Origin of the sequence: Pseudomonas sp. AFG_SD02_1510_Pfu_092 (genome assembly GCF_003331055.1) — a bacterium.
Taxonomy (GTDB): domain Bacteria; phylum Pseudomonadota; class Gammaproteobacteria; order Pseudomonadales; family Pseudomonadaceae; genus Aquipseudomonas.
In genome coordinates, this window is sequence record NZ_PUQD01000012.1 from 1 (window position 1) to 23,093 (window position 23,093).

Annotated in this window: 15 protein-coding genes; 3 read left to right on the forward strand and 12 right to left on the reverse strand. The window is 64.4% G+C overall.

The features are described 5' to 3' along the window. Positions 1-146: 146 nt before the first annotated feature. The 9 genes from C6A77_RS07970 to pilM form a co-directional block, all read right to left on the reverse strand. Positions 147-1,565, reverse strand: coding sequence for an FAD-dependent oxidoreductase (locus C6A77_RS07970; protein ID WP_019098286.1), 1,419 nt, complete (start codon positions 1,563-1,565; stop codon positions 147-149). 123 nt (positions 1,566-1,688) lie between these two features. After that, complete coding sequence (gltB, locus tag C6A77_RS07975) at positions 1,689-6,134, reverse strand: glutamate synthase large subunit (protein ID WP_114168960.1); 4,446 nt, start codon at positions 6,132-6,134, stop codon at positions 1,689-1,691. Positions 6,135-6,506: 372 nt separating this feature from the next. Beyond that, entirely contained in the window at positions 6,507-8,138 is a 1,632-nt protein-coding gene (locus tag C6A77_RS07980; protein WP_114168961.1) for an AAA family ATPase, read from the reverse strand. 15 nt (positions 8,139-8,153) lie between these two features. Next, positions 8,154-9,251 (reverse strand): 3-dehydroquinate synthase, encoded by a 1,098-nt coding sequence (gene aroB / locus C6A77_RS07985; RefSeq protein WP_114168962.1) that lies wholly within the window; start codon positions 9,249-9,251, stop codon positions 8,154-8,156. Between the two features lie 96 nt (positions 9,252-9,347). Further along, positions 9,348-9,866: a shikimate kinase AroK gene (gene aroK, locus C6A77_RS07990; RefSeq protein ID WP_025340956.1), complete on the reverse strand. Its 519-nt coding sequence runs from the start codon at positions 9,864-9,866 to the stop codon at positions 9,348-9,350. Positions 9,867-9,870: 4 nt separating this feature from the next. Next, entirely contained in the window at positions 9,871-11,139 is a 1,269-nt protein-coding gene (locus tag C6A77_RS07995) for a secretin N-terminal domain-containing protein (RefSeq protein WP_114168963.1), read from the reverse strand. Continuing rightward, on the reverse strand, positions 11,063-12,079 hold the full coding sequence (locus C6A77_RS08000) for a pilus assembly protein PilP (RefSeq protein ID WP_114168964.1): 1,017 nt from the start codon (positions 12,077-12,079) through the stop codon (positions 11,063-11,065). Before C6A77_RS08000 ends, C6A77_RS07995 begins: the two co-directional genes overlap by 77 nt. Continuing rightward, on the reverse strand, positions 12,076-12,612 hold the full coding sequence (locus tag C6A77_RS08005; protein ID WP_114168965.1) for a PilN domain-containing protein: 537 nt from the start codon (positions 12,610-12,612) through the stop codon (positions 12,076-12,078). Before C6A77_RS08005 ends, C6A77_RS08000 begins: the two co-directional genes overlap by 4 nt. Then, positions 12,612-13,490 (reverse strand): pilus assembly protein PilM, encoded by an 879-nt coding sequence (pilM, locus tag C6A77_RS08010; protein ID WP_114168966.1) that lies wholly within the window; start codon positions 13,488-13,490, stop codon positions 12,612-12,614. The genes C6A77_RS08005 and pilM overlap by 1 nt, the downstream gene beginning before the upstream one ends. Positions 13,491-13,694: 204 nt before the next feature. Here pilM and C6A77_RS08015 point away from each other — a divergent pair, with 204 nt between their 5' ends. Then, a complete protein-coding gene (locus C6A77_RS08015; RefSeq protein WP_114168967.1) occupies positions 13,695-16,148 on the forward strand; it encodes a penicillin-binding protein 1A in 2,454 nt (817 codons plus the stop codon). Between the two features lie 214 nt (positions 16,149-16,362). On the opposite strand, the gene C6A77_RS08020 is transcribed toward C6A77_RS08015, so the two are convergent. The 3 genes from C6A77_RS08020 to rpmE all read right to left on the reverse strand — a co-directional run bounded on the left by C6A77_RS08020 (position 16,363) and on the right by rpmE (position 18,849). Then, complete coding sequence (locus tag C6A77_RS08020; protein ID WP_114168968.1) at positions 16,363-17,631, reverse strand: malic enzyme-like NAD(P)-binding protein; 1,269 nt, start codon at positions 17,629-17,631, stop codon at positions 16,363-16,365. Between the two features lie 178 nt (positions 17,632-17,809). Continuing rightward, complete coding sequence (locus C6A77_RS08025; RefSeq protein ID WP_114168969.1) at positions 17,810-18,631, reverse strand: thermonuclease family protein; 822 nt, start codon at positions 18,629-18,631, stop codon at positions 17,810-17,812. A gap of 2 nt (positions 18,632-18,633) precedes the next feature. After that, positions 18,634-18,849, reverse strand: coding sequence for a 50S ribosomal protein L31 (rpmE, locus tag C6A77_RS08030; protein ID WP_027920990.1), 216 nt, complete (start codon positions 18,847-18,849; stop codon positions 18,634-18,636). Positions 18,850-19,016: 167 nt separating this feature from the next. Between rpmE and C6A77_RS08035 the strand changes: the two genes are divergently transcribed. Then, positions 19,017-21,236 (forward strand): primosomal protein N', encoded by a 2,220-nt coding sequence (locus C6A77_RS08035; RefSeq protein ID WP_114168970.1) that lies wholly within the window; start codon positions 19,017-19,019, stop codon positions 21,234-21,236. A 120-nt stretch (positions 21,237-21,356) separates the two neighbouring features. Beyond that, complete coding sequence (argS, locus tag C6A77_RS08040; RefSeq protein ID WP_114168971.1) at positions 21,357-23,093, forward strand: arginine--tRNA ligase; 1,737 nt, start codon at positions 21,357-21,359, stop codon at positions 23,091-23,093.

Sequence of the window (23,093 nt, forward strand, 5' to 3'; positions counted from 1 at the left end):
TTTCCAGGCCCGGGCCCCCCCCGGCCAAAAAAAAACCGGGGGCAACGCGGGGCTTTTTTACCCACCCGCCCCCGTGGGGCCCCCCCCCCCCCCCCGGCCCCGCGCGGCCCCGGGGGGGGGGGGGCGTGCCCGCGAATGTTCGAAATTCAGACTTCGAGGTAGTCCAGGATACCTTCAGCGGCAGTACGCCCCTCGAAGATCGCCGTCACCACCAGGTCCGAACCGCGCACCATGTCGCCACCGGCAAACACTTTCGGGTTGCTGGTCTGGTGCTTGAACTTGCCCTTCTCCGGAGCCACCACGCGGCCCTGGCTGTCCAGCTGGATACCATGCTGCTCGAACCACGGCGCCGGGCTAGGGCGGAAGCCGAAGGCGATCACCACGGCATCCGCCGGCAGAATCTCTTCAGACCCCGGAATCGGTTCGGGGCTGCGGCGGCCACGGGCATCCGGCTCGCCCAGACGGGTCTCGACCACTTTCACGCCTTCGACCTTGTCCTCGCCGACAATGGCGATGGGCTGGCGGTTGTAGAGGAACTTCACGCCTTCTTCCTTGGCGTTCTTCACCTCTTTGCGCGAACCCGGCATGTTGGCTTCGTCACGGCGATAGGCGCAGGTCACCGACTTGGCGCCCTGGCGGATCGAAGTGCGGTTGCAGTCCATCGCGGTGTCACCACCGCCGAGCACCACCACCTTCTTGCCCTGCATGTCGACGAAGTCTTCCGGCGACTTCTCGAAGCCCAGGTTGCGGTTGACGTTGGCGATCAGGAAGTCCAGCGCGTCATGCACGCCCGGCAGGTCCTCGCCCGGGAAGCCGCCCTTCATGTAGGTGTAGGTGCCCATGCCCATGAACACCGCGTCGTATTCGGCGAGCAGCTGCTCCATGGTCACGTCCTTGCCCACCTCGGTGTTCAGGCGGAACTCGATACCCATGCCGGTGAAGACTTCGCGGCGGTTGCTGAGCACGGTCTTTTCCAGCTTGAACTCGGGGATGCCGAAGGTCAGCAGGCCGCCGATCTCAGGGTTCTTGTCGAACACCACCGGGGTCACCCCGGCACGCACCAGCACATCGGCGCAGCCCAGCCCGGCCGGGCCGGCACCGATGATGGCGACGCGCTTGCCGGTCGGCTTGACCTTGGACATGTCCGGGCGCCAGCCCATGGCGAAGGCGGTGTCGGTGATGTACTTCTCCACCGAACCGATGGTCACCGCACCAAAGCCGTCGTTGAGGGTACAGGCACCCTCGCACAGGCGGTCCTGCGGGCACACCCGGCCACACACTTCCGGCAAGGTGTTGGTCTGGTGCGACAGTTCCGCCGCCGCCAGGATGTTGCCTTCGGAGACCAGCTTCAGCCAGTTGGGGATGAAGTTGTGTACCGGGCATTTCCATTCGCAATACGGGTTACCGCAGCCCAGGCAGCGGTGCGCCTGCTCCACGGACTGCTGCGGCTTGAACGGCTCGTAGATTTCCACGAACTCCTTCTTGCGCTGGCGCAGCAGCTTTTTCTTCGGGTCCTTGCGGCCCACTTCGATGAACTGGAAGTCGTTGTTCAGACGTTCAGCCATTTTTCAAAACCTCTTTACAGCAGCTGCAAGCTACAAGCTGCAAGCCGCAAGACGATCACTTAAGCCGGGCAAACCTCGTACTGCTTTCACTTGCAGCTTGAGGCTTGCCACTTGCAGCTGTTTTTACTGCGGGTTGGCACGGGTGCTGGACAGCAATTGCTTCAGGTTGGCTGCCTTCGGCTTGACCAGCCAGAAGCGCCGCACGTAGTCGTCCAGGTTCTCCGAGAGCTCACGCCCCCACTCGCTGCCGGTCTCTTCCACGTACTCGGCAAGGACCCGCGCCAGGTGGCTGCGGTAGGCCTCCATCGCTTCACCACTGATACGCTGGATTTCCACCAGTTCGTGGTTGAGCTTGTCGACGAAGGTATTGTCCATGTCGAGCACGTAGGCGAAGCCGCCAGTCATGCCAGAACCGAAGTTGTAACCGGTCTTGCCCAGCACGCAGACAAAGCCGCCGGTCATGTATTCACAGCAGTGATCGCCAGTGCCCTCGACAACAGCGTGGGCGCCGGAGTTACGCACAGCGAAGCGCTCGCCCGCTGTACCGGCGGCGAACAGCTTGCCGCCGGTGGCGCCGTACAGGCAGGTGTTGCCGACGATGGCGCTGTGCTGGGTTTCGAACGGGCTGCCGGCAGGCGGCACGATGGTCAGCTTGCCACCGGTCATGCCCTTGCCGACGTAGTCGTTGGCATCGCCTTCCAGGTGCAGGTTCAGGCCACCGGCGTTCCACACGCCAAAGCTCTGACCGGCAGTGCCCTTGAAGCGGAAGGTGATCGGCGCCGCAGCCATGCCCTGGTTGCCGTGCAGGCGGGCGATCTCGCCCGACACGCGTGCACCGATGGAGCGGTCGCAGTTGCAGATGTCGAGGCTGAACGCGCCACCGGCCTGGTCGCGGATGGCCGGCATGGCCATCTCCACCATTTTCTCGGCCAATTCGCCCTGGTCGAACGGCGGGTTCTTGTCGACTTCACAGAACTGCGGCTTGTCTGCCGGGATATGCGAGCTGCCCAGCAGCGGGGTCAGGTCCAGGTAGTGCTGGCGCTCGGTGTCGCCTGGCAATACCTCGAGCAGGTCGGTGCGGCCGATCAGCTCGCCGAGGCTGCGCACGCCCAGCTTGGCCAGCCACTCACGGGTCTCTTCGGCGACGAAGGTGAAGAAGTTGATCACCATGTCGACGGTGCCGATGTAGTGGTCCTTGCGCAGCTTGTCATTCTGGGTGGCCACGCCGGTGGCGCAGTTGTTCAGGTGGCAGATGCGCAGGTACTTGCAGCCCAGGGCGATCATGGGCGCGGTGCCGAAGCCGAAGCTTTCGGCGCCGAGGATGGCCGCCTTGATCACGTCGAGGCCGGTTTTCAGGCCGCCGTCGGTCTGTACCCGGACCTTGCCGCGCAGGTCGTTGCCGCGCAGGGTCTGGTGGGTTTCGGCCAGGCCCAGTTCCCATGGGGCGCCGGCGTACTTGATCGAGGTCAGCGGCGAGGCGCCGGTACCACCGTCGTAGCCCGAGATGGTGATCAGGTCGGCATAGGCCTTGGCCACGCCAGCGGCGATGGTGCCGACGCCCGCTTCTGCCACCAGCTTGACCGAAACCAGGGCCTGCGGGTTGACCTGCTTGAGGTCGTAGATCAGCTGGGCCAGGTCTTCGATCGAATAGATGTCGTGGTGTGGCGGTGGCGAGATCAGGGTCACGCCGGGCACCGCGTAACGCAGCTTGGCGATCAGGCCGTTGACCTTGCCGCCCGGCAGCTGGCCGCCCTCGCCGGGCTTGGCGCCCTGGGCAACCTTGATCTGCAGCACTTCGGCGTTGACCAGGTATTCCGGGGTCACGCCAAAGCGGCCGGTGGCCACCTGCTTGATCTTCGAGCTCTTGATGGTGCCGTAACGCGACGGGTCTTCACCGCCCTCGCCCGAGTTGGAACGCGCACCCAGGCGGTTCATCGCTTCGGCCAGCGCTTCATGGGCCTCCGGCGACAGTGCACCCAGCGAGATGCCGGCAGAGTCGAAGCGCTTGAGGATGGCCTCCAGCGGCTCGATCTGCTCCAGCGCCAGCGGCTGCTCGGCCACTTTCACCTTCAGCAGGTCGCGAATCATCGATACCGGGCGCTGGTCGACCAGCGTGGTGTATTCCTTGAACTTGGCGTAGTCGCCCTGCTGCACGGCGGCCTGCAGGGTATTGACCACATCCGGGTTGTAGGCGTGATATTCGCCACCGTGGACGAACTTCAACAGGCCACCTTGCTGGATCGGCTTGCGCGCGCTCCAGGCTTCGGCCGCCAACAGCTTCTGGTCGCTTTCCAGGTCGGCGAAGCGCGCACCCTTGATGCGGCTGGACACGCCCTTGAAGCTCAGGCCGACCACTTCCTCGGCAAGGCCGATGGTTTCGAACAGCTGTGCGCCACGGTACGAGGCGATGGTGGAGATGCCCATCTTCGACAGGATCTTCAGCAGGCCCTTGGAGATGCCTTTGCGGTAATACTTGAACACTTCATCCAGGTCGCCCAGCACTTCGCCGGTGCGGATCAGGTCGGCCAGCACTTCATAGGCCAGGTACGGGTACACGGCCGAAGCACCGAAGCCCAGCAGCACGGCGAAGTGGTGCGGGTCGCGGGCGGTGGCGGTTTCCACCAGGATGTTGCTATCGCAACGCAGGCCCTGCTCGGTCAGGCGGTGGTGCACCGCACCAACGGCCAGCGAGGCGTGCACCGGCAGCTTGCCCGGGGCGATGTAGCGGTCGCTCAGCACCAGCTGGGTCTTGCCTGCGCGCACCGCTTCTTCAGCCTGGTCGGCAATGTTGCGGATCGCCGCTTCCAGGCCGACGCTCTCTTCATAGTTGAGGTCGATCAGCTGACGCTCGAAGCCTTCGCGCTCCAGGTTCATCAGCGAGCGCCACTTGGCGGGCGAGATGACCGGCGAGCTGAGGATGACCCGCGAAGCATGCTCCGGGGATTCCTGGAAGATGTTGCGCTCGGCGCCCAGGCAGATTTCCAGTGACATGACGATCGCTTCGCGCAGCGGGTCGATCGGCGGGTTGGTCACCTGGGCGAACTGCTGGCGGAAGAAGTCGTATGGCGAACGCACGCGCTGCGACAGCACCGCCATCGGCGTGTCGTCACCCATCGAACCGACCGCTTCCTGGCCCTGCTCACCGAGCGGGCGCAGCACCTGGTCACGCTCTTCGAAGGTGACCTGGAACATCTTCATGTATTGCTTGAGCTGGTCAGCGTCGTAGCTGGCCACACCCTGGTCGTCAGTCAGCGTCGCCTGGATGCGCGTGGCGTGCTGACGCAGCCAGCGCTTGTACGGGTGGCGCGACTTCAGGCGGTTGTCGATGGCATCGGTGTCGAGGATCTGGCCGGTCTCGGTGTCCACAGCCAGGATCTGGCCCGGCCCGACACGGCCCTTGGCCAGCACTTCCTCAGGCTGGTAACCCCATACGCCGATTTCCGAAGCGATGGTGATGTAGCCATTGGTGGTGGTCACCCAGCGCGCCGGGCGCAGGCCGTTACGGTCGAGCAGGCACACCGCATGGCGGCCTTCGGTCATGACGATACCGGCCGGGCCATCCCACGGTTCCATGTGCATGGAGTTGTATTCGTAGAAGGCGCGCAGGTCGGCGTCCATGGTCTCGACGTTCTGCCAGGCTGGCGGTACCAGCATGCGCACGCCGCGGAACAGGTCGATACCGCCGGTGACCATCAGCTCCAGCATGTTGTCCATGCTCGACGAGTCGGAACCGACGCGGTTGACCAGCGGGCCGAGCTCTTCGAGGTCGGGGATCAGGTCGTTGGCGAACTTGGTGCGCCGGGCCATGGCCCAGTTGCGGTTGCCGGTGATGGTGTTGATCTCGCCGTTGTGGGCAAGAAAGCGGAACGGCTGCGCCAGCGGCCATTTCGGCAGGGTATTGGTGGAGAAGCGCTGGTGGAACACGCAGATCGCGGTTTGCAGGCGCTCGTCGCCCAGGTCCGGGTAGAACGCCGCCAGATCGCGCGGCATCATCAGGCCTTTGTAGATGATGGTCTTGTGCGAGAAGCTGCAGATGTAGTGGTCGGCGTCGTGGGCGTTGGCCACGGACGAACGGCGACGGGCACTGAACAGCTTGATGGCGAATTCCTGATCGCTCAGGCCTTCACCGCCGATGAACACCTGCTCGATCTGCGGCAGGCGCTCCAGGGCCAGGCGGCCAAGCACGCTGGTATCGATCGGCACCTTGCGCCAGCCCACCAGCTTCAGGCCGGCAGCGAGGATTTCGCGGTCCATGTTGGCGCGGGCGGCTTCGGCTTTGACCGGGTCCTGGTTGAAGAACACCATGCCGACAGCGTATTGCCGGGGCAACTCGGCAGCGAAGTGCTCGTGGGCCACGGCACGCAGGAACTGATCGGGCTTCTGCATGAGCAGACCGCAACCGTCACCGGTCTTGCCGTCGGCGTTGATGCCGCCGCGGTGGGTCATGCAGGTCAATGCCTGCATGGCGGTTTGCAGAAGGTGGTGGCTGGGTTCGCCCGTCATATGGGCGATCAGGCCAAAACCACAGTTGTCCTTGAATTCTTCGGGATGGTACAGACCTGTTTTCATAGACACATTCTCACCAGGTTCACCTCTCAACGGAGGCAAATCTCTTTTTTAACAACCACTTACCATCCACGCCGATCAAACGCCAGCTTTTTGCGGTGGCCATGGAAAACCATTGTTGCACAGCGACAGCGACGCCCACAAATTTTCATGTCTCACCATTGAAAATTTATGTCGCAATTTTGAATGTTTTTACGCCGCGCGCCGTGATAGCGGCTTGGCTTGAGTCTGAAGCGTTTCAGCCATGACTGCAAGGTAGGCTTGTGGCCGGCAGTCTGGGACAGAAAAGCCTGCCGCGCTCGAGCGCAGCAGGCTAGTCGAAGTTCAGTAATCGCTCAGCAACTGGGCAGCGGGGTGATGCCGCCCGGAAGGTATTCAGCGAGCCGTGGCGAGCTCTTGTTGGACGCTGCCGACGGTACGTGGCCAAGGTTTACCAGCCTGGACCTTGGCTGGCAAGTTCTTGATTGCCGCAACCGCAGCGTCGCGGTTGGCGAAACTGCCGTAAGTCACGACGTACAGCGGCTTGCCCTGCAGGTTTTTCTTGAAGTAGCGATAGTCGCCACCCTGCGCCTTGACGAACGCCTGGGCCGACGCCTCGGAGCTGGTACCGAGGATCTGCACCACGTAATTGCCCGGTTTCTGCCCGGCGTACCAGCCGCTATTGCCGCTGCCACCCGCTGCTGGCTTGGCGGCTGGCTTGGCCATGGCGACCTGGGTCGGGGCTGGGGCAGGCTTGGCAGGCGCAACCGGTTTGGCGGGCTGGGTTGCGACAGATTTTTGCGCAGGCGCAACCGGCTGTGGTTGTGGCTGCACCGCCGGGGCCGGCTGGGCTGGCGCCGTGGCTACCGGCTGCGCAGGTACCGCCGCCGGGCCTGCCGGCACGCCTTGTGGTGGTGCGATGGTGGTCACGGTTGGCGGCGGGTTGCCAGGCTGCAGGGCGGTATCACCCGCCGGGCTGCCTTCTTCACCTTCGCCCATGCCGGCAGCCTGGGCCAGCGGCTCGCGCATTACTGGCTGCGACTGGCCAACCAGCGGCAGCGGCATCGGCTGCGACGACCCCGAGAACTCGATGGCCGGGTTGCCACCGTTGCCCTGGCCTTCACCAAGCGGCAACTGGGCCTGGGCTGCCGGCGCTTCGGCGGGCGCCTTGTCACCTTTCTTCGGCATCAACACCGCGGCCGCAACGGCGACCACAACCACAGCGGAGAGCGCGAGCACATGTTTTTTAGGCATCTTGAACCCCATGGATGGTCGCTTGGCCGTCGAACGGCTGGCGATCATGGCTTCGATCAAAGTGTCACGGGCGACCTGGTTGATGTTGCCAGGCCAACCGTCAGAGTTTTCATGGATATCGACGATCTGTTCGCGGGTGAACACCTCGATGCCCCGGCCAGCCCCTTCCAGGCGCTGTTCCAGGTACTCGCGGGTTTCTTCTTCACTGTAGGGGGCGAGCTCGATGATGTGGAAGCGCTCTTCCTCGATATTCAGCTCATCCAGCCCGGCAATCAGCGAAGGCTCACCGAACAGGAACACATGCGGGCGCCCTTCCGGTACGCCAGCGGCCAGTTCCAGCAACGCTTGGAGTGCCGACTCGTCGAGTTGTTCCGCATCGTCCACCAGCAGATACACTTCCTGGCCGGTCAGGGCCAACTGCACCACCTTGGCCAGGATCGCCTGCACTTCGGCCTGCGCTACATCCAGGCTCTGCGCGACCTGGCCGAGCACGCTGGCGGCATCGCTGGCACCACGGGCGGATACCACCACGCTCTGCACCGCCTGCTTGTTGGTGCTGGCCACCAGGGCCTGGCGCAGCAGGGTCTTGCCGCTGCCCAACGGGCCGCTGACAACCAGCATCAACTGGCTGTAGCGCGCCAGGTGGTGCAACTGGCCGAGCACCGGCTTGCGCTGGGCCGGGAAGAACTTGAAGCCGGGCACGCGGGGCGCGAACGGATCGTGGCTCAACTGGTAATGGTCGAGAAAGGCCTCATCGGCATGCAAACTGGTCATTGCGCTGTCACAACCTCAAAGCTGGGCCACGATCGCGCGGTAATCCGCCGACAGCGTGGCCTGTAGAATCTCTTTCGGATAGTCGTCGGTCACCACGGCCTCGCCCATCTGGCGCAGCAGCACCAGACGCAGGCGGCCATCGAGCACCTTCTTGTCGACCGCCATGTGCTCCATGAAATGCGCCGGGGTCATTTCCTGTGGTGGCACCACCGGCAAACCTGCGTCCTGCAACAGGCGGATACCGCGATCGCGCTCGGCCTGGTCGATCCAGCCAAGGCGCATGGACATCTCCAGGGCCATCACCGTGCCCGCCGCCACGGCTTCGCCGTGCAGCCACACGCCATAGCCCATGTGGGTCTCGATGGCATGGCCGAAGGTATGCCCCAGGTTCAACGTGGCGCGCACGCCGGATTCGCGCTCGTCAGCCCCGACCACGGCAGCCTTGGCCGCGCAGGAACGGCGAATGGCTTCGGTCAGCGCTACCGGGTCGAGGGCGCGCAGGGCCTGCATATTATCTTCGAGCCAGGCGAGGAACGGCTTGTCGCAGATCAGGCCGTACTTGATCACTTCCGCCAGCCCGGCAGACAGCTCGCGCGCCGGCAGGGTCTGCAGCGTGGTGGTGTCGATCAGCACCGCGTTCGGCTGGTAGAAGGCACCGACCATGTTCTTGCCCAGCGGGTGGTTGATGCCGGTCTTGCCGCCTACCGAGGAATCGACCTGGGACAACAGCGTGGTCGGTACCTGGATGAAGTCGACGCCGCGCTGGTAGCAGGCGGCGGCGAAGCCGGCCATGTCACCGATCACGCCGCCGCCCAAGGCGACCACGGTGGTGCGGCGGTCGTGCCGGGCGCTGAGCAGGCCGTCGAAGATCAGCTGCAGGGTTTCCCAGTTCTTGTGGGCCTCGCCATCGGGCAGCACCACCGGCAGCACCGAATAGGCGCCCAGGGTCTTGCTCAGGCGTTCCAGATACAGGGGCGCGACGGTCTCGTTGGAAACGATGGCAACCTGCCGCCCGGCGATGTGCGGCGCCAGCAGCTCGGGCTGGCCCAGCAGGCCTTCGCCAATGTAGATCGGGTAGCTACGCTCGCCCAGGTCGACCTTTAGTGTCTGCATGTATCCCCACAATGTACTTGAGCGCGGCGCCGCTCGGGCGCCCACGCGCTAACGTTGAACCTCGCCTCGGCGCAGGTGGCCGAGAATAGTCCCGGGCTAACGGGGCGGCAACTGCTGCAAGCGCTCGAGAATATCGATCACCACCATGCGTGGCGGCCGCTCGTCGGTTTCCACCACCAGGTCGGCGATCTCGCGGTAGAGCGGGTCGCGGGTTTCCAGCAGGGCGCGCAAGGTCGCCTCGGGATTGGCAGTGCGCAGCAGCGGGCGATTGCGGTCACGCGCGGTGCGGCCGACCTGCTGTTCCACCGATGCATGCAGGTAGATCACCCGGCCACCCTGGTGCAGTGCCTGGCGGTTGGCTTCGCGCATCACCGCGCCCCCACCGGTCGCCAGGACCACCCCGTCGAGTGCGCACAGTTCGGCGATCATCGCCTGTTCGCGGTCACGGAAACCCGGCTCGCCTTCCTTGTCGAAAATCCACGGGATGTTGGCGCCGCATCGCAGTTCGATTTCCTTGTCGGAATCCTTGAACAGCAGGCGCAGCTCTTTGGCCAATAGGCGACCGATGGTGCTTTTACCAGCACCCATGGGCCCAACAAGTATCAAATTTCGCACAGAATCAACGACTCACAGCAATCGCCTGGTCACTCATGATACGCGGAGTCAGGAAGACCAGCAGCTCGGATTTTTTCTCTTGTAATGCATCGCGTCGAAACAGCCGCCCAACATACGGCAGATCGCCGAAAAATGGCACCTTGTCGACCACATTGTTTTGCGAAGTCGAGTACACGCCACCGATCACGATGGTTTCGCCGTCCGCCACGCGAACCTTGGCATTGACCTCGTTCTTGCGGATTGGCGGTACGTTGTTCAAGGCATTGACGTAATCCGGCTCGTCCTTGGTCACCCTGACGGTCATGATCACCTTGTTGTCCGGGGTAATCTGCGGGGTCACCTCGAGCGACAGCGAGGCTTCGCGAAAGGCGACCGAGGTGGCGCCGCTCTGGCTGGTTTCCTGGTACGGCACCTCGGTGCCCTTGAGGATCCTGGCGGTTTCCTTGTCAGCGGTGACCACCTTGGGCTGCGAGATGATCTCGCCGTTGCCGCTCTTTTCCATGGCACTGAGCTCCAGATCAAGCAGCACATCACCGCGCAGCAAGCCCAGGCCGATGCTGCCACCCACGCGCTCTACGCCCAGGTCGACGAACAGATCCTTGCCCAGTCGCGGAGTCTCGACGTACAGCGGCCCACCCCAGCGTACCCCCAGGCTTTTCTCGTAATCGACATTGGCTTCGACGATACGCGCCTCTATCGCCACCTGGCGCACCGGCACATCCAGCTGCGCCACCAGTTGCCGCAACTCGGCAAGCCGGTCGGCAGGCTGGTGTACCACCAGGGTATTGGTGCGCGCATCGACACTCACGCTTCCCCGACCGGCCGGGATGCCGTCATCCGCCAGGCTTGCCAGCAGCAACTCGGCCAGTTCGGCGGCCTGGGCGTGATGGATGGGCAGCAGTTCGCGGCGCAGCGGCTGCAACTGCGCATCCAGCGCCTGGCCCACGCGGGCGTCGACCGACTGCGCGGCAAACTCGGCCGCAGGCGCCACCAGCAGTACATTGCCCTCCTGGCGCCGGGCCAGGCCCTTGCTGCGCAGCACCAGGTCCAGGGCCTGGTCCCACGGGACATCCTGCAAGCGCAAAGTGACACTGCCCTGCACGGTATCACTGGCGACCAGGTTGACACCGGCATAGTCCGCCAGTACCTGTAGCACCGCACGCACCTCCACCTCCTGGAAGTTCAGCGACAGCGGTTCACCCTGATAAGGCGTCGCTGAGGCCAGCGGGATCGGCAACAGGGCTGCCAGCGCCCATTTCTTCATTCGTTTCATCTTGGTCCGGGGCCTCCTTGCCCAGGGGTTTTGCAAGGGTGATGAACGCTGTGCGGTCATGCCACGCCCCTGCCATGAACAGCCGTTCGCGTACTTCCACCTGGCCGTGATCGACCCGTGCCACCACCCCCTGATCACGCCCGACCCGGTCGCCCGCGCGCACGCGATAGAGCCTGCCGGCGGCCATCAGCAGTGCTTCGTGGGTTACCCCGCGCGACAGGCTGCCAACCATTTCCAGTTGCGCCAGCGGCACGCTGACCAAGCCGTTGCCCGTCATTCGCGCCGTCCCAGGGGCAAACGGGTCGGTTGTCGGCGCTGCCGTCACGGCCCTGGCCGGCATGTGCGCAAGCACGGCAGCGGCCGGCGTGGGCGCCAGCGCCTGGTAGGCATCCACCCGCAAGCGCAGGCGCAACAGGCCAGGCTGGGCATCGCTTGCAGCCAGCTGCAAGTCACCGCTGCGCAGCACACGCGCCTGGCCCAACCAGTCGCCCAACCACTGCCGCAAGGCCGCGTAACGCCCGACCACCTGCAACGCCAGCGGTACCTTGCGAAAACCGGTCTGTTGTTCCTCTTCGAGTACATCGAAGCGCTCGATGAGCAGACCATGCGCGTGCCCTGACACCGCCAGGCGATCGACCAGGTCGCTCATGCTCTCCCCAGCCGCCAGGTGCCAGTACGCCTCCTGCAGACGTTGCCCGGCGACGGCGACGGACGCCCGCAGCTGTTCCAGTTCGACCTGTTGCGCCGCGCGGGCTGCCTGCTGTGCGTTCAGTTCGGTGTGCCGGGCCTGCTCCAGCGCCTGCTGCTGCCATACCGCCGGCAGGCGAAGGGCACAGCCCATGCCGAACACCGCCACCGTCACCAGCACTGGCGCCAGCTGCCTGAAGCGGCTGGAGCGCTCGGCCATGGCCAACCAGCCAAGCACCTGCGCAGCATTCATGACCAGAACGCCGAAACACGCGCACTGAGCAGGAATTCATCAGCGCCTGCCTGGCTGCTGATGTGCCTGAGTTGTAAATCGAGCAGCGCGCTCGAGCGGCCCAGGTCGCGCATGAACTGCGCGATCGCCGCACCGGACGTGGCCTGCCCGGTCATTTGCAGACGGCCATCTTCGAGGCTGAGGTCGAGCAGTTGCACACCCACCGGCAAGGCGTTTTCGAGGTCGGTGAACAAGCCGTTCAGCACATCCTGATGGGCACGCAGGCCTTCCAGTGCTGCCGTGCGCTCCAGTAGCGCCTCATGCTGCGCACGCAGTTCGGCCAACGACGACACCTGCTCGCCCGACACTTCAAGAGCCGCCTGGCGCTGAGTGTTGGCCAATGTCTGCTGCTGACTGCGCTGGCGGGCGAACTGATCGACCAGCATCACGGCGCACAAGGCCAGCAGAGCACCGCCGACCAGTTGCCTGCGAAACCGCCGTAACGCCGCCTGACGCTGTAGTTCGCGCCAAGGCAGAAGGTTCAGCCGCATCATCAGCGCATCCCTCCGCGTGCCAGGGCGCACGCCAGAAGCATGGCACCGTCGATCTGCTCCAGACCCAGCAGACCCGGCAGCAGCCGACACGGCAGGTTCACGCGGGCGGCAAGCTCACCCAACTGAGCCGCCTCGAGAGGCGCACAACCGGCGATCAACAGGCCATCGGGCAAGGGCTCTTCGGTCAGCAGCGCCTGCAGGCGCTCTGGCAGCGCAGCGGTTATCGTCGACATGCCCAGGCCCAGCTCGCAGCGTTGCTGCGGCCGCCCCGATTGCCAGCCATAAAGGGTGGCGCTGTGCGCCTCGATGCGCAGCAGCGCCATGCCCTGCTGACCGCCCTGCGGCAGCATGCGAGCCAAGGCAATGCTGTCGACCTCCACCGCTTCCAGCTGCAAACCGGCCTCCTCGATGAGCACCTCGAGCGGCGCCAGCACACTCTGCCGACACGCGGCCACCATCACCTCGGCGCAGCCTGGCTGGACACGTGATGGCTCCAGTACCTGAAAGTCCAGGGCCAGGTCTTCCAACGGAAACGGAAACAGCCGTTCGGCGTCAGCCAGCAACTGCGCTTCCATTTCCGCCCCGCCCTGCTCCATGGGTAAATGGCACAATTTGCAGATCACTTGGTTGGCCGGCAGCGCCAGCGCGACCCGGCGCTGGCGCAGGCCACTACGGCGGTAGGCACACCTCAAGGCAGCCGCCACGGCGGCGGGTTCGGCCGCCCAGTCACTGCCGGCCGGTGCTTCGAACGGCTCTTGTACCGAGGCAAGCAGCCGCCAGCGCCGGCCCCGGCGCTGCAGTTGCACAAGCCGAACGGTGTCAGGGGCAATTTCCACCCCCACGAGTGAACCGGCATCCTTGCCGAAGCGTCCCAGCATCGTGACCTCCCTGTTGTGTGCCGCCGCCATGGTTCCCGGCCGCCAGCCTCAAGCCCGCGCCAACACTGGGCCGGGCCGGCCCATCGAGGCGACGGACCGCCTGGCCGGTAACCCGGAGAGGCGAAAAAATGCTTATAATGCCCTGCGTTTTTGGGTCCGCCGGACCTGCGTGCAATCCATTCCCAACCTGGACACCAAAAAGCCTTGATACGTCTGCTGAAGTTCTTCTGGTGGTCTTCCGTCGCAGTCATCTGCGCGCTCGTACTCGGTGTGAGCGGTGCGTTTCTGTATCTTAGCCCCAGCCTGCCCTCGGTCGAGTCGCTGCGAAGCATCCAGTTGCAGATCCCCCTGAGGGTGTACAGCAGCGATGGCAAGCTGATCGCCGAGTTTGGCGAAATGCGCCGCTCGCCGATTCGCTTCGCGGAAATTCCCCCACAGTTCATCCAGGCGCTTCTGTCAGCCGAGGACGACAACTTCCTCAACCACTACGGTGTCGACCCCAGCAGCCTGATGCGCGCGGCGACCCAGCTGGTGAAAACCGGGCATATCCAGACCGGCGGCAGCACCATCACCATGCAGGTGGCGAAGAACTTCTTCCTTACCAGCGAGCGCAGCTTCTCGCGCAAGACCAACGAGATCTTGCTGGCCCTGCAGATCGAGCGTGAGCTGACCAAGGACGAGATCCTCGAGCTGTACGTGAACAAGATCTACCTGGGCAACCGTGCCTACGGTATCGACGCCGCCGCGCAGGTGTATTACGGCAAGTCGATCCGCGATGTGAGCCTGGCGCAGATGGCGATGATCGCCGGCCTGCCCAAGGCACCGTCGCGCTTCAACCCGCTGGCCAACCCGGTACGCGCCAAAGAGCGCCGCGACTGGATCCTCGGCCGCATGTACAAGCTGGGCAAGATCGACGAAGCCAGCTATCAGGCAGCCCTGGCCGAGCCGCTCAACGCCAGCTACCACGTGCCCACACCGGAAGTTAACGCACCTTACATCGCCGAAATGGCCCGCGCCGAAATGGTCGGCCGTTACGGCAGCGACGCCTACACCGAAGGCTTCCGCGTCACCACCACGGTGCCCAGCGACATGCAGGAAATGGCCAACAAGGCCATCCTCAACGGCCTTTCCGAATACGACGAACGCCACGGCTACCGCGGCCCTGAAGCTCGCTTCCCGGGCCGCACCCAGGCCGCCTGGCTGCAGGAACTGGGCAAGCAACGCGCCCTTGGCGGCCTGGAGCCTGCCATCGTCACCCAAGTGGAAAAAACCGGCCTCAAGGTGCTGACCCGCAGCGGCCAGGAAGAGCTGGTGGCCTGGGACACCATGAAATGGGCGCGCCCGTTCATCAACAGCAATGCACAGGGCCGGGCGCCGCAATCGCCGGCGGACGTGGCCCAGGTTGGCGACCTGGTACGCCTGCAGCGCCTGGAGGATGGCACGCTCAAGTTCAGCCAGGTACCTGGCGCGCAGAGTGCGCTGGTCACCCTCGACCCTTACAACGGCGCCATTCGCGCGCTGGTCGGCGGCTTCTCGTTCGAGCAGAGCAACTACAACCGCGCCATGCAGGCCAAGCGTCAGCCGGGTTCCAGCTTCAAGCCGTTCGTCTACAGCGCCGCCCTGGACAGCGGCTACACCGCGTCCAGCCTGGTCAACGATGCACCGATCGTGTTCGTCGACGAATACCTGGACAAGGTCTGGCGACCGAAGAACGACACCAACACCTTCCTTGGCCCGATCCGTATGCGCGAAGCGCTGTACAAGTCGCGCAACCTGGTGTCGATCCGCCTGCTGCAGGCCATGGGCGTGGACCGCACCATCGACTACATCGCCAAGTTCGGCTTCAACAAGCAGGACCTGCCACGCAACCTGTCGCTGGCACTGGGTACCGCCACCCTGACTCCGATGGAGATCGCCACCGGCTGGAGCACCTTTGCCAATGGCGGTTACAAGATCACCCCATACCTGATCGAGCGTATCGAAAGCCGCAGCGGCGAGACCCTGTTCACCGCCAACCCGGCACGGGTACCGCAAGGTGCCGAGGACCAGGCTGGCCTGGCCGCACCCGAACAGCCGATCAGCACCGCAGCCATGCCGGGCGAGGCACCCGTTGCCGTCAACCAGGCTACCCCTGTAGCGCAAGCGCCGGCGGTGGCCGAGCAGATCATCGATGGGCGCACCACCTACATCCTCACCAGCATGTTGCAGGATGTGATCAAGCGCGGCACTGGCCGCCGGGCACTGGCGCTGGGCCGCACTGACCTGGCCGGCAAGACCGGCACCACCAACGAGTCCAAGGACGCCTGGTTCTCCGGCTACAACGCTGACTATGTGACCACCGTGTGGGTCGGTTTCGACCAGCCCGAAACCCTGGGCCGTCGCGAATACGGCGGAACCGTGGCATTGCCGATCTGGATGAGCTTCATGGGCGCGGCGCTCAAGGACAAGCCCAACCACGCACCGGCAGAACCGGAAGGCATTCTCAGCCTGCGCGTGGACCCGGTCAGCGGCCGCGCTGCTTCGCCAAGCACGCCGAATGCCTACTTCGAGCTGTTCAAGGCCGAAGACTCTCCGCCGTCGGTGGATGAGCTGGGCAACGGCGCGGCACCGGGTAGCCCGCTGCCGGCCGATGAAGCGGCGCCGATGGACCTGTTCTGACCTGATGAAAAGCCGGGGGCGCTTTGCGCCCCTATCGCGACACAAGGCCGCTCCCACAGGAAACGCGTAATCCTTGTGGGAGCGGCCTTGTGTCGCGACGGGCTGCAAAGCAGCCCAGAATCCGGCAGGCAAAAAAAGGCAGCATGGAACACCGGCAAAAACAAAAAGCCCCAGCTCATGCGAGCCGGGGCTTTTTTGTGTCGCTCGGCAGCAATCAGCCGTTGAACACGTCATCCACGCTGGTCAGCGGGTAGTGCTTCGGATACGGCAGGGTAGCCACGCCGGATTCGATGGCAGCCTTGGCCACAGCGTCGGAAACGACGGTGATCAGGCGGGCGTCCAGCGGCTTCGGAATGATGTACTCACGGCCGAACTCGAGGCCCTGAACGCCGTAGGCTTCGCAAACTTCCTTCGGCACTGGCAGCTTGGCCAGGTCTTTCAGGGCGATGGCGGCAGCGATCTTCATTTCTTCGTTGATGCGCTTGGCGCGAACGTCCAGGGCACCACGGAAGATGAACGGGAAGCCCAGCACGTTGTTGACCTGGTTCGGGTAGTCGGAACGACCGGTTGCCATGATCACATCGTTGCGGGTGGCGTGCGCCAGCTCTGGCGAGATTTCCGGGTCCGGGTTCGAGCAGGCGAACACGATCGGGTTGGCAGCCATCGACTTCAGGCCTTCGGCGCTCAGCAGGTTCGGGCCGGACAGGCCGACGAACACATCGGCACCGTCGAGGGCGTCAGCCAGGGTGCGCTTGTCGGTAGCGTGGGCGAACTGCGCCTTGTACTGGTTCAGGTCGTCACGGCCAGCGTGGATCACGCCGCTGCGGTCGATCATGTAGATGTTCTCGACCTTGGCACCCATGCTCACCAGCAACTTCATACAGGAGATGGCGGCAGCGCCGGCACCCAGGCAGACGATCTTGGCGTCTTCCAGCTTCTTGCCGGCGATTTCCAGGGCGTTGATCATGCCGGCGGCGGTCACGATGGCGGTACCGTGCTGGTCATCGTGGAATACCGGGATGTCGCACTGTTCGATCAGGGTGCGCTCGATTTCGAAGCACTCAGGCGCCTTGATGTCTTCGAGGTTGATGCCACCGAAGGTGATCGAGATGCGGCGAACGGTGTCGATGAATGCTTGCGGGCTTTCCGATTCGACTTCGATGTCGAACACGTCGATGCCAGCGAAACGCTTGAACAGAACACCCTTGCCTTCCATGACCGGCTTGGAAGCCAGTGGGCCGAGGTCGCCCAGACCGAGGATGGCGGTGCCATCGGAAATCACCGCAACCAGGTTGCCTTTGCCGGTGTATTTGTAAGCCAGCTCTGGGTCACGGCCGATTTCACGCACGGGCTCAGCAACACCTGGGCTGTAGGCCAGGGCGAGGTCACGGGCGGTGGCAGTGGGCTTGGAAAGTTCGACGCTCAGTTTCCCCGGACGAGGTTGAGCGTGATATTCGAGAGCGGCGGTTTTCAGGTCTGACATGGTGGGCATTCCGCTATTTACTGTTCTGACGGACCGCCGAGGATACGCAAAGAGCCGGGGAGCCACAAGACTGGTCAGTCACTTGTGTCAAGGCCTTTGGCCTACGACTTTACGCTATAACCCACGGGGGCATACGGCTAACAGTGTGTACAATCCGATGGCGAACTGTCTACATCTTTTAGCCTGAAATGCGCTCCAGCATGCTCGGATCGGTCAATGGCAACACCCAGCGTCGCTGCCCAGGCTTGAGGGCGCCCTTGCGGGAACGATCCAGCACCCAGCCACGCGCCTCGACCTGGCGTCCCTTGAGGTTATCGAAGAAGCTGGCGGGGAAGTTGCGTTGCAGACGAGCGGGAACCTGCAGCACCAAGGCGTCACCCAGGTTCAGCCAGACCCCACCCCGATTGCGCTCGATGCCTTCGATACGGCCCCTGACAACCGCGAAACCTGACTGCCTGATAGCAGCCGCAGGCACCACCGGTGAGCGCCGCCACAGGCCGAGGGCAGCCTGACGGGCAGCCTGCTCGGCAAGCTGCTGGCAGCCGCTGAGGCGCACATTGGGGGCCACTGCCACGCGATAACCCAGGCCCTCGCTGAGCAGTTGTGCTTCCAGATTGTCGCCATTGCGCCCGTAGATATGCGCCAGCGTGCGGCCGTATCTGTCTTTACCTTCCACCCCAGGCACCAGCCCGAGACGCCCGCCACTGGCCTCGACCAACGCCTGCAAACGCCGCTTGGCCGCCTCGGCAAAGGGCTCGCTTGCGCGCCCTTTGCGGCCCATTTCCGGTGCATTGATACCAATCAGCCGCACGCTGCGGCCATCGGCCAGGCGCAAGGTGTCACCATCGACCACCTGCCGCACCACTACCGGTTGCGGCTGCTGTGGCAGCGGGCAGAACGCCAGTGCCGGCAAGTGCCAGATTGCGCCCACAAAAAAGGCGCCCACAAGGGGCGCCTTTTTCAGCAGCAATGCGAAGCCCGAAGGACTCGCCATGCGCATGATTACTTCTTGGTACCGAACATACCGAAGCGATCGGCGAACTTCTGTACGCGACCACCGGTGTCCAGGACTTTCTGCTTACCGGTGTAGAACGGGTGGCACAGGTTGCAAACGTCGATCGCCAGGGTGTTGCCCAGGGTCGAACGCGTTTCGAACTTGTTGCCGCAGCTGCAGGTGACTGCAACTACTTCGTAGTTCGGGTGGATACCTTCTTTCATGGTCACTTCCTCGAGCTGCGTGCCGCCACCCAACACCAATTGTTGAATACCGCACGTAATTAGGCGGCGAATAATACCAGAGCACGGCGCCAGCGCAAGTTGTCGCTTGCACCGACCGTCGTCTGCTAGGCTCGCCACTCCCCGTTACGCCCACCGAGACTTTCCGCGTGTCCGACGTCATCCTGCGCCTTGCCCTGCCCTCCCCGCTGCGGCGCCTGTTCGACTACAAGGCGCCGGCGAGCATGGCACGCCAGACCCTGACCCCTGGCATGCGCATCCGCGTGCCGTTCGGCCGCCGCGAAATGATCGGCGTGCTGGTGGAGGTCTGCGAGCAGAGCGAAGTGCCTGCCGACAAGCTCAAACCCGCCAGCGCCCTGCTCGACCCGGTGTCGCCGATTCCGCCTTCGCTGTTCAAGCTGTGCCTGTGGACCGCCCAGTACTACCAACACAGCCTGGGCGACACCCTGAGCTGGGCCCTGCCGACCCTGCTGCGCCAGGGCGAAGCCGCCGAAATGCGCCAGGAGCGCTTCTGGCACGTGGCCCCCGGCGCCCGTCTGGAAGACCCGCGCATCGCCCGCGCCCCGCGCCAGCGCGACGCCCTCAAGACCTTGGCCCAGCACCCGCATGGCGTGGCCCACAGCCTGCTGGCCAAGCTCAACCTGAACAAGGACAGCCTCGACCTGCTGCTGGCCAAGGAGCTGGTGCAGATCGAAGTGCGCCGCCATCTGCCGGCGCTGCGCCACGAGCACTGGCTGGCCCAGCCGGAACTGCCGCTCAACGAAGAGCAGCGCGCCGCCTTCGAGGCCGTACGCGAAGGCTTTGGCAGCTTCGCCGCCTTTCTGCTGGCCGGTGTTACCGGCAGCGGCAAGACCGAGGTGTACCTGCAGCTGATTCGCGAAACCCTCGAAGCCGGCAAGCAAGCCCTGGTGCTGATCCCGGAAATCAACCTCGGCCCGCAGACCCTGGCGCGCTTCGAGCAACGCTTCAACGCCCGTATCGCCCTGCTGCATTCGGCGGTCAACGACCGTGAGCGCCTGGACGCCTGGCTGGCCGCCCGTGACGGCGAGGCCGACATCATCATCGGCACCCGCTCGGCGCTGTTCACGCCAATGAAGAACCCCGGCCTGATCATCATCGACGAGGAGCACGACGGCTCCTATAAACAGCAGGAGGGCCTGCGCTACCACGCCCGCGACCTGGCGCTGGTGCGCGCGCACCAGGAAAACATCCCGATCCTGCTCGGTTCTGCCACGCCATCGCTGGAAACCTTGCACAATGCCCTGACCGGCCGCTATCGCCTGTTGCGCATGAACCAGCGCGCCGGCGGCGCCCGCCCGCCGCGCATGCTGCGCCTGGATGTGAAAAGCCTGCCGCTGGACAGCGGCATCAGCGGCCCGCTGCAGCAAGCCATCCGTCAGACCCTGGAGGCCGGCCAGCAGGTGCTGGTGTTCCTCAACCGCCGCGGCTTCGCGCCGACCTTGCTGTGCCACGATTGCGGCTGGCTGTCCGAGTGCCCGCGCTGCGATGCACGCATGACCGTGCACCAGCGCTCCAGCGTGCTGCGCTGCCACCACTGTGGTTATGACGAACGCCTGCCCCACCAGTGCCCGCAATGCAACCATGTCGACCTGCGCCCGGTCGGCGCCGGCACCGAGCGTGCCGAGGAACGCCTGAAGGTGCTGTTCCCCGACTACCCGGTGCTGCGTGTGGACCGCGACAGCACGGCGCGCAAGGACGCCATGCACAACCTGTTCAGCACCATCCAGCGCGGCCAGCCGAGCATCCTCGTCGGCACGCAGATGCTCGCCAAAGGCCACCACTTCCCACGGGTGACCCTGGTGGCCATTCTCGATGCCGATGGCGGGCTGTTCTCTGGCGACTTCCGCGCCAGCGAGCGCATGGCGCAGCTGATCGTGCAGGTGGCCGGGCGTGCCGGGCGCGCCGAGGAACCCGGCAAGGTCATCATCCAGACCCACCTGGCCGATCACCCCTTGCTGGTGCAATTGACCGAGCAGGGCTACTTCGCCTTTGCCGAACAAGCCCTGGAAGAGCGCCGCGCCGCCGGCCTGCCGCCCTACTCGCACCTGGCCTTGCTGCGCGCCGAAGCGCACCGGCCAGGGCAGGCCGAAGGCTTCCTCGACGAGGCCTGTGCCGCCGCCGAGCGCCTGGTGGCCGAGCAGCGCCTGCCGGGCATCGAGCTGCTGGGCCCCGTGCCGGCACCGATGGAGCGCCGCGCCGGGCGCTTCCGCGCACAACTGTTGATACAGGCCAACACCCGGGCACCCTTGCATCGACTGATCAGCGCCTGGTTGCTAGTGTTGGAGCAGATGCCGAGCGGGCGCCAGGTGCGCTGGTCGCTGGATGTCGACCCGGTTGACCTTTATTGATATCGGGGCCGCAAAGCGGCCCTAAAGGTTGGCAACCTGCTCCCGGCAACGGATAATGCCCAGTTTTTCCACCTGCGCATCCAAGCGCTCCACCGCGCTTGCGGTCGAAAAGAGATCCCCATGAAAGACACCATTCGCCAGCTGATCCAGCAAGCCCTCACCCAACTCGTCACCGACGGTGTGCTGCCTGAAGGGCTGTCGCCGGCGATCCAGGTGGAAAACGCCCGGGACAAGACCCACGGCGATTTCGCCAGCAACATCGCCATGATGCTGGCCAAGCCGGCCGGCATGAAGCCGCGCGATCTGGCAGAGAAACTGATCACCGCCCTGCCGGCTAGCGCCGACATCAGCAAGGTCGAAATCGCCGGCCCTGGCTTCCTCAATTTCTTCCAGAACACCGATGCCCTGGCCAACCGCCTGGATGCAGCCCTGGCCGACGCCCATCTGGGCGCGCGCAAGGCCGGCCCGGCGCAAAAGGTGGTGATCGATATGTCGGCACCGAACCTGGCCAAGGAGATGCACGTCGGCCACCTGCGCTCGACCATCATCGGTGACAGCGTGGCGCGGGTGCTGGAGTTTCTCGGCGACACGGTGATCCGCCAGAACCACGTGGGCGACTGGGGCACCCAGTTCGGCATGTTGATGGCCTACCTGCAGGAAAACCCGATCACCAGCGACGAGCTGTCGGACCTGGAAAACTTCTACCGCGCGGCCAAGAAGCGCTTCGACGAGTCCGAAGAATTCGCCACCCGTGCCCGCGGCCTGGTGGTCAAGCTGCAAGCCGGCGACCCGGACTGCATGGCCCTGTGGACGCGCTTCAAGGACATCTCGCTGTCGCACTGCCAGAAGACCTACGAGCTGCTCAACGTCAAGCTGACCATGGCCGATGTGATGGGCGAAAGTGCCTACAACGCCGACCTGGCCAACGTGGTAGCCGACCTCAAGGCCAAAGGCCTGCTGGTCGAAGACCAGGGCGCCCAGTGCGTGTTCCTCGAAGAGTTCAAGAACAGCGAAGGCGAGCCCCTGCCGGTGATCGTGCAGAAGGCTGATGGCGGCTATCTGTATGCCACCACCGACCTGGCTGCCGTGCGTTACCGCAGCAACGTGCTCAAGGCCGACCGCGCCCTGTACTTCGTCGACCAGCGCCAGGCCCTGCACTTCAACCAGGTGTTCGAAGTCGCGCGCCGCGCTGGTTTCGTCGGCCACCCGATGCAGATGGAACACATGGGCTTCGGCACCATGAATGGCGCCGATGGCCGCCCGTTCAAGACCCGTGACGGCGGCACCGTGAAGCTGATCGACCTGCTCACCGAGGCCAAGGAGCGCGCCTATGCGCTGGTCAAGGAAAAGAACCCGAGCCTGGCCGACGAAGACCTGCGCCACATCGGCGAAGTGGTGGGCATCGGCGCGGTGAAGTACGCCGACCTGTCCAAACACCGCACCAGCGACTACAGCTTCAACTTCGAGCTGATGCTCAACTTCGAAGGCAACACCGCGCCTTACCTGCTGTACGCCTACACCCGTGTGGCCGGCGTGTTCCGCAAGCTGGGCAAGGGCTTCGATGAAGTCGAAGGCAACATCGTGCTGCAGGCCGCCCATGAGCAGGACCTGGCTGCGCGCCTGGCGCAGTTTGGCGAAATCCTCAACAACGTCGCCGACAAGGGCACGCCACACGTGCTGTGCAGCTACCTGTACGACCTGGCCGGGCTGTTCTCCAGCTTCTACGAGAACTGCCCGATTCTTGCCGCCGAAACCCCGCAACAGCAGCAGAGCCGCCTGCGCCTGGCAGCCCTGACCGGCCGCACCCTCAAGCAAGGTCTCGAACTGCTCGGCCTGGAAACCCTGGAGCGCATGTAA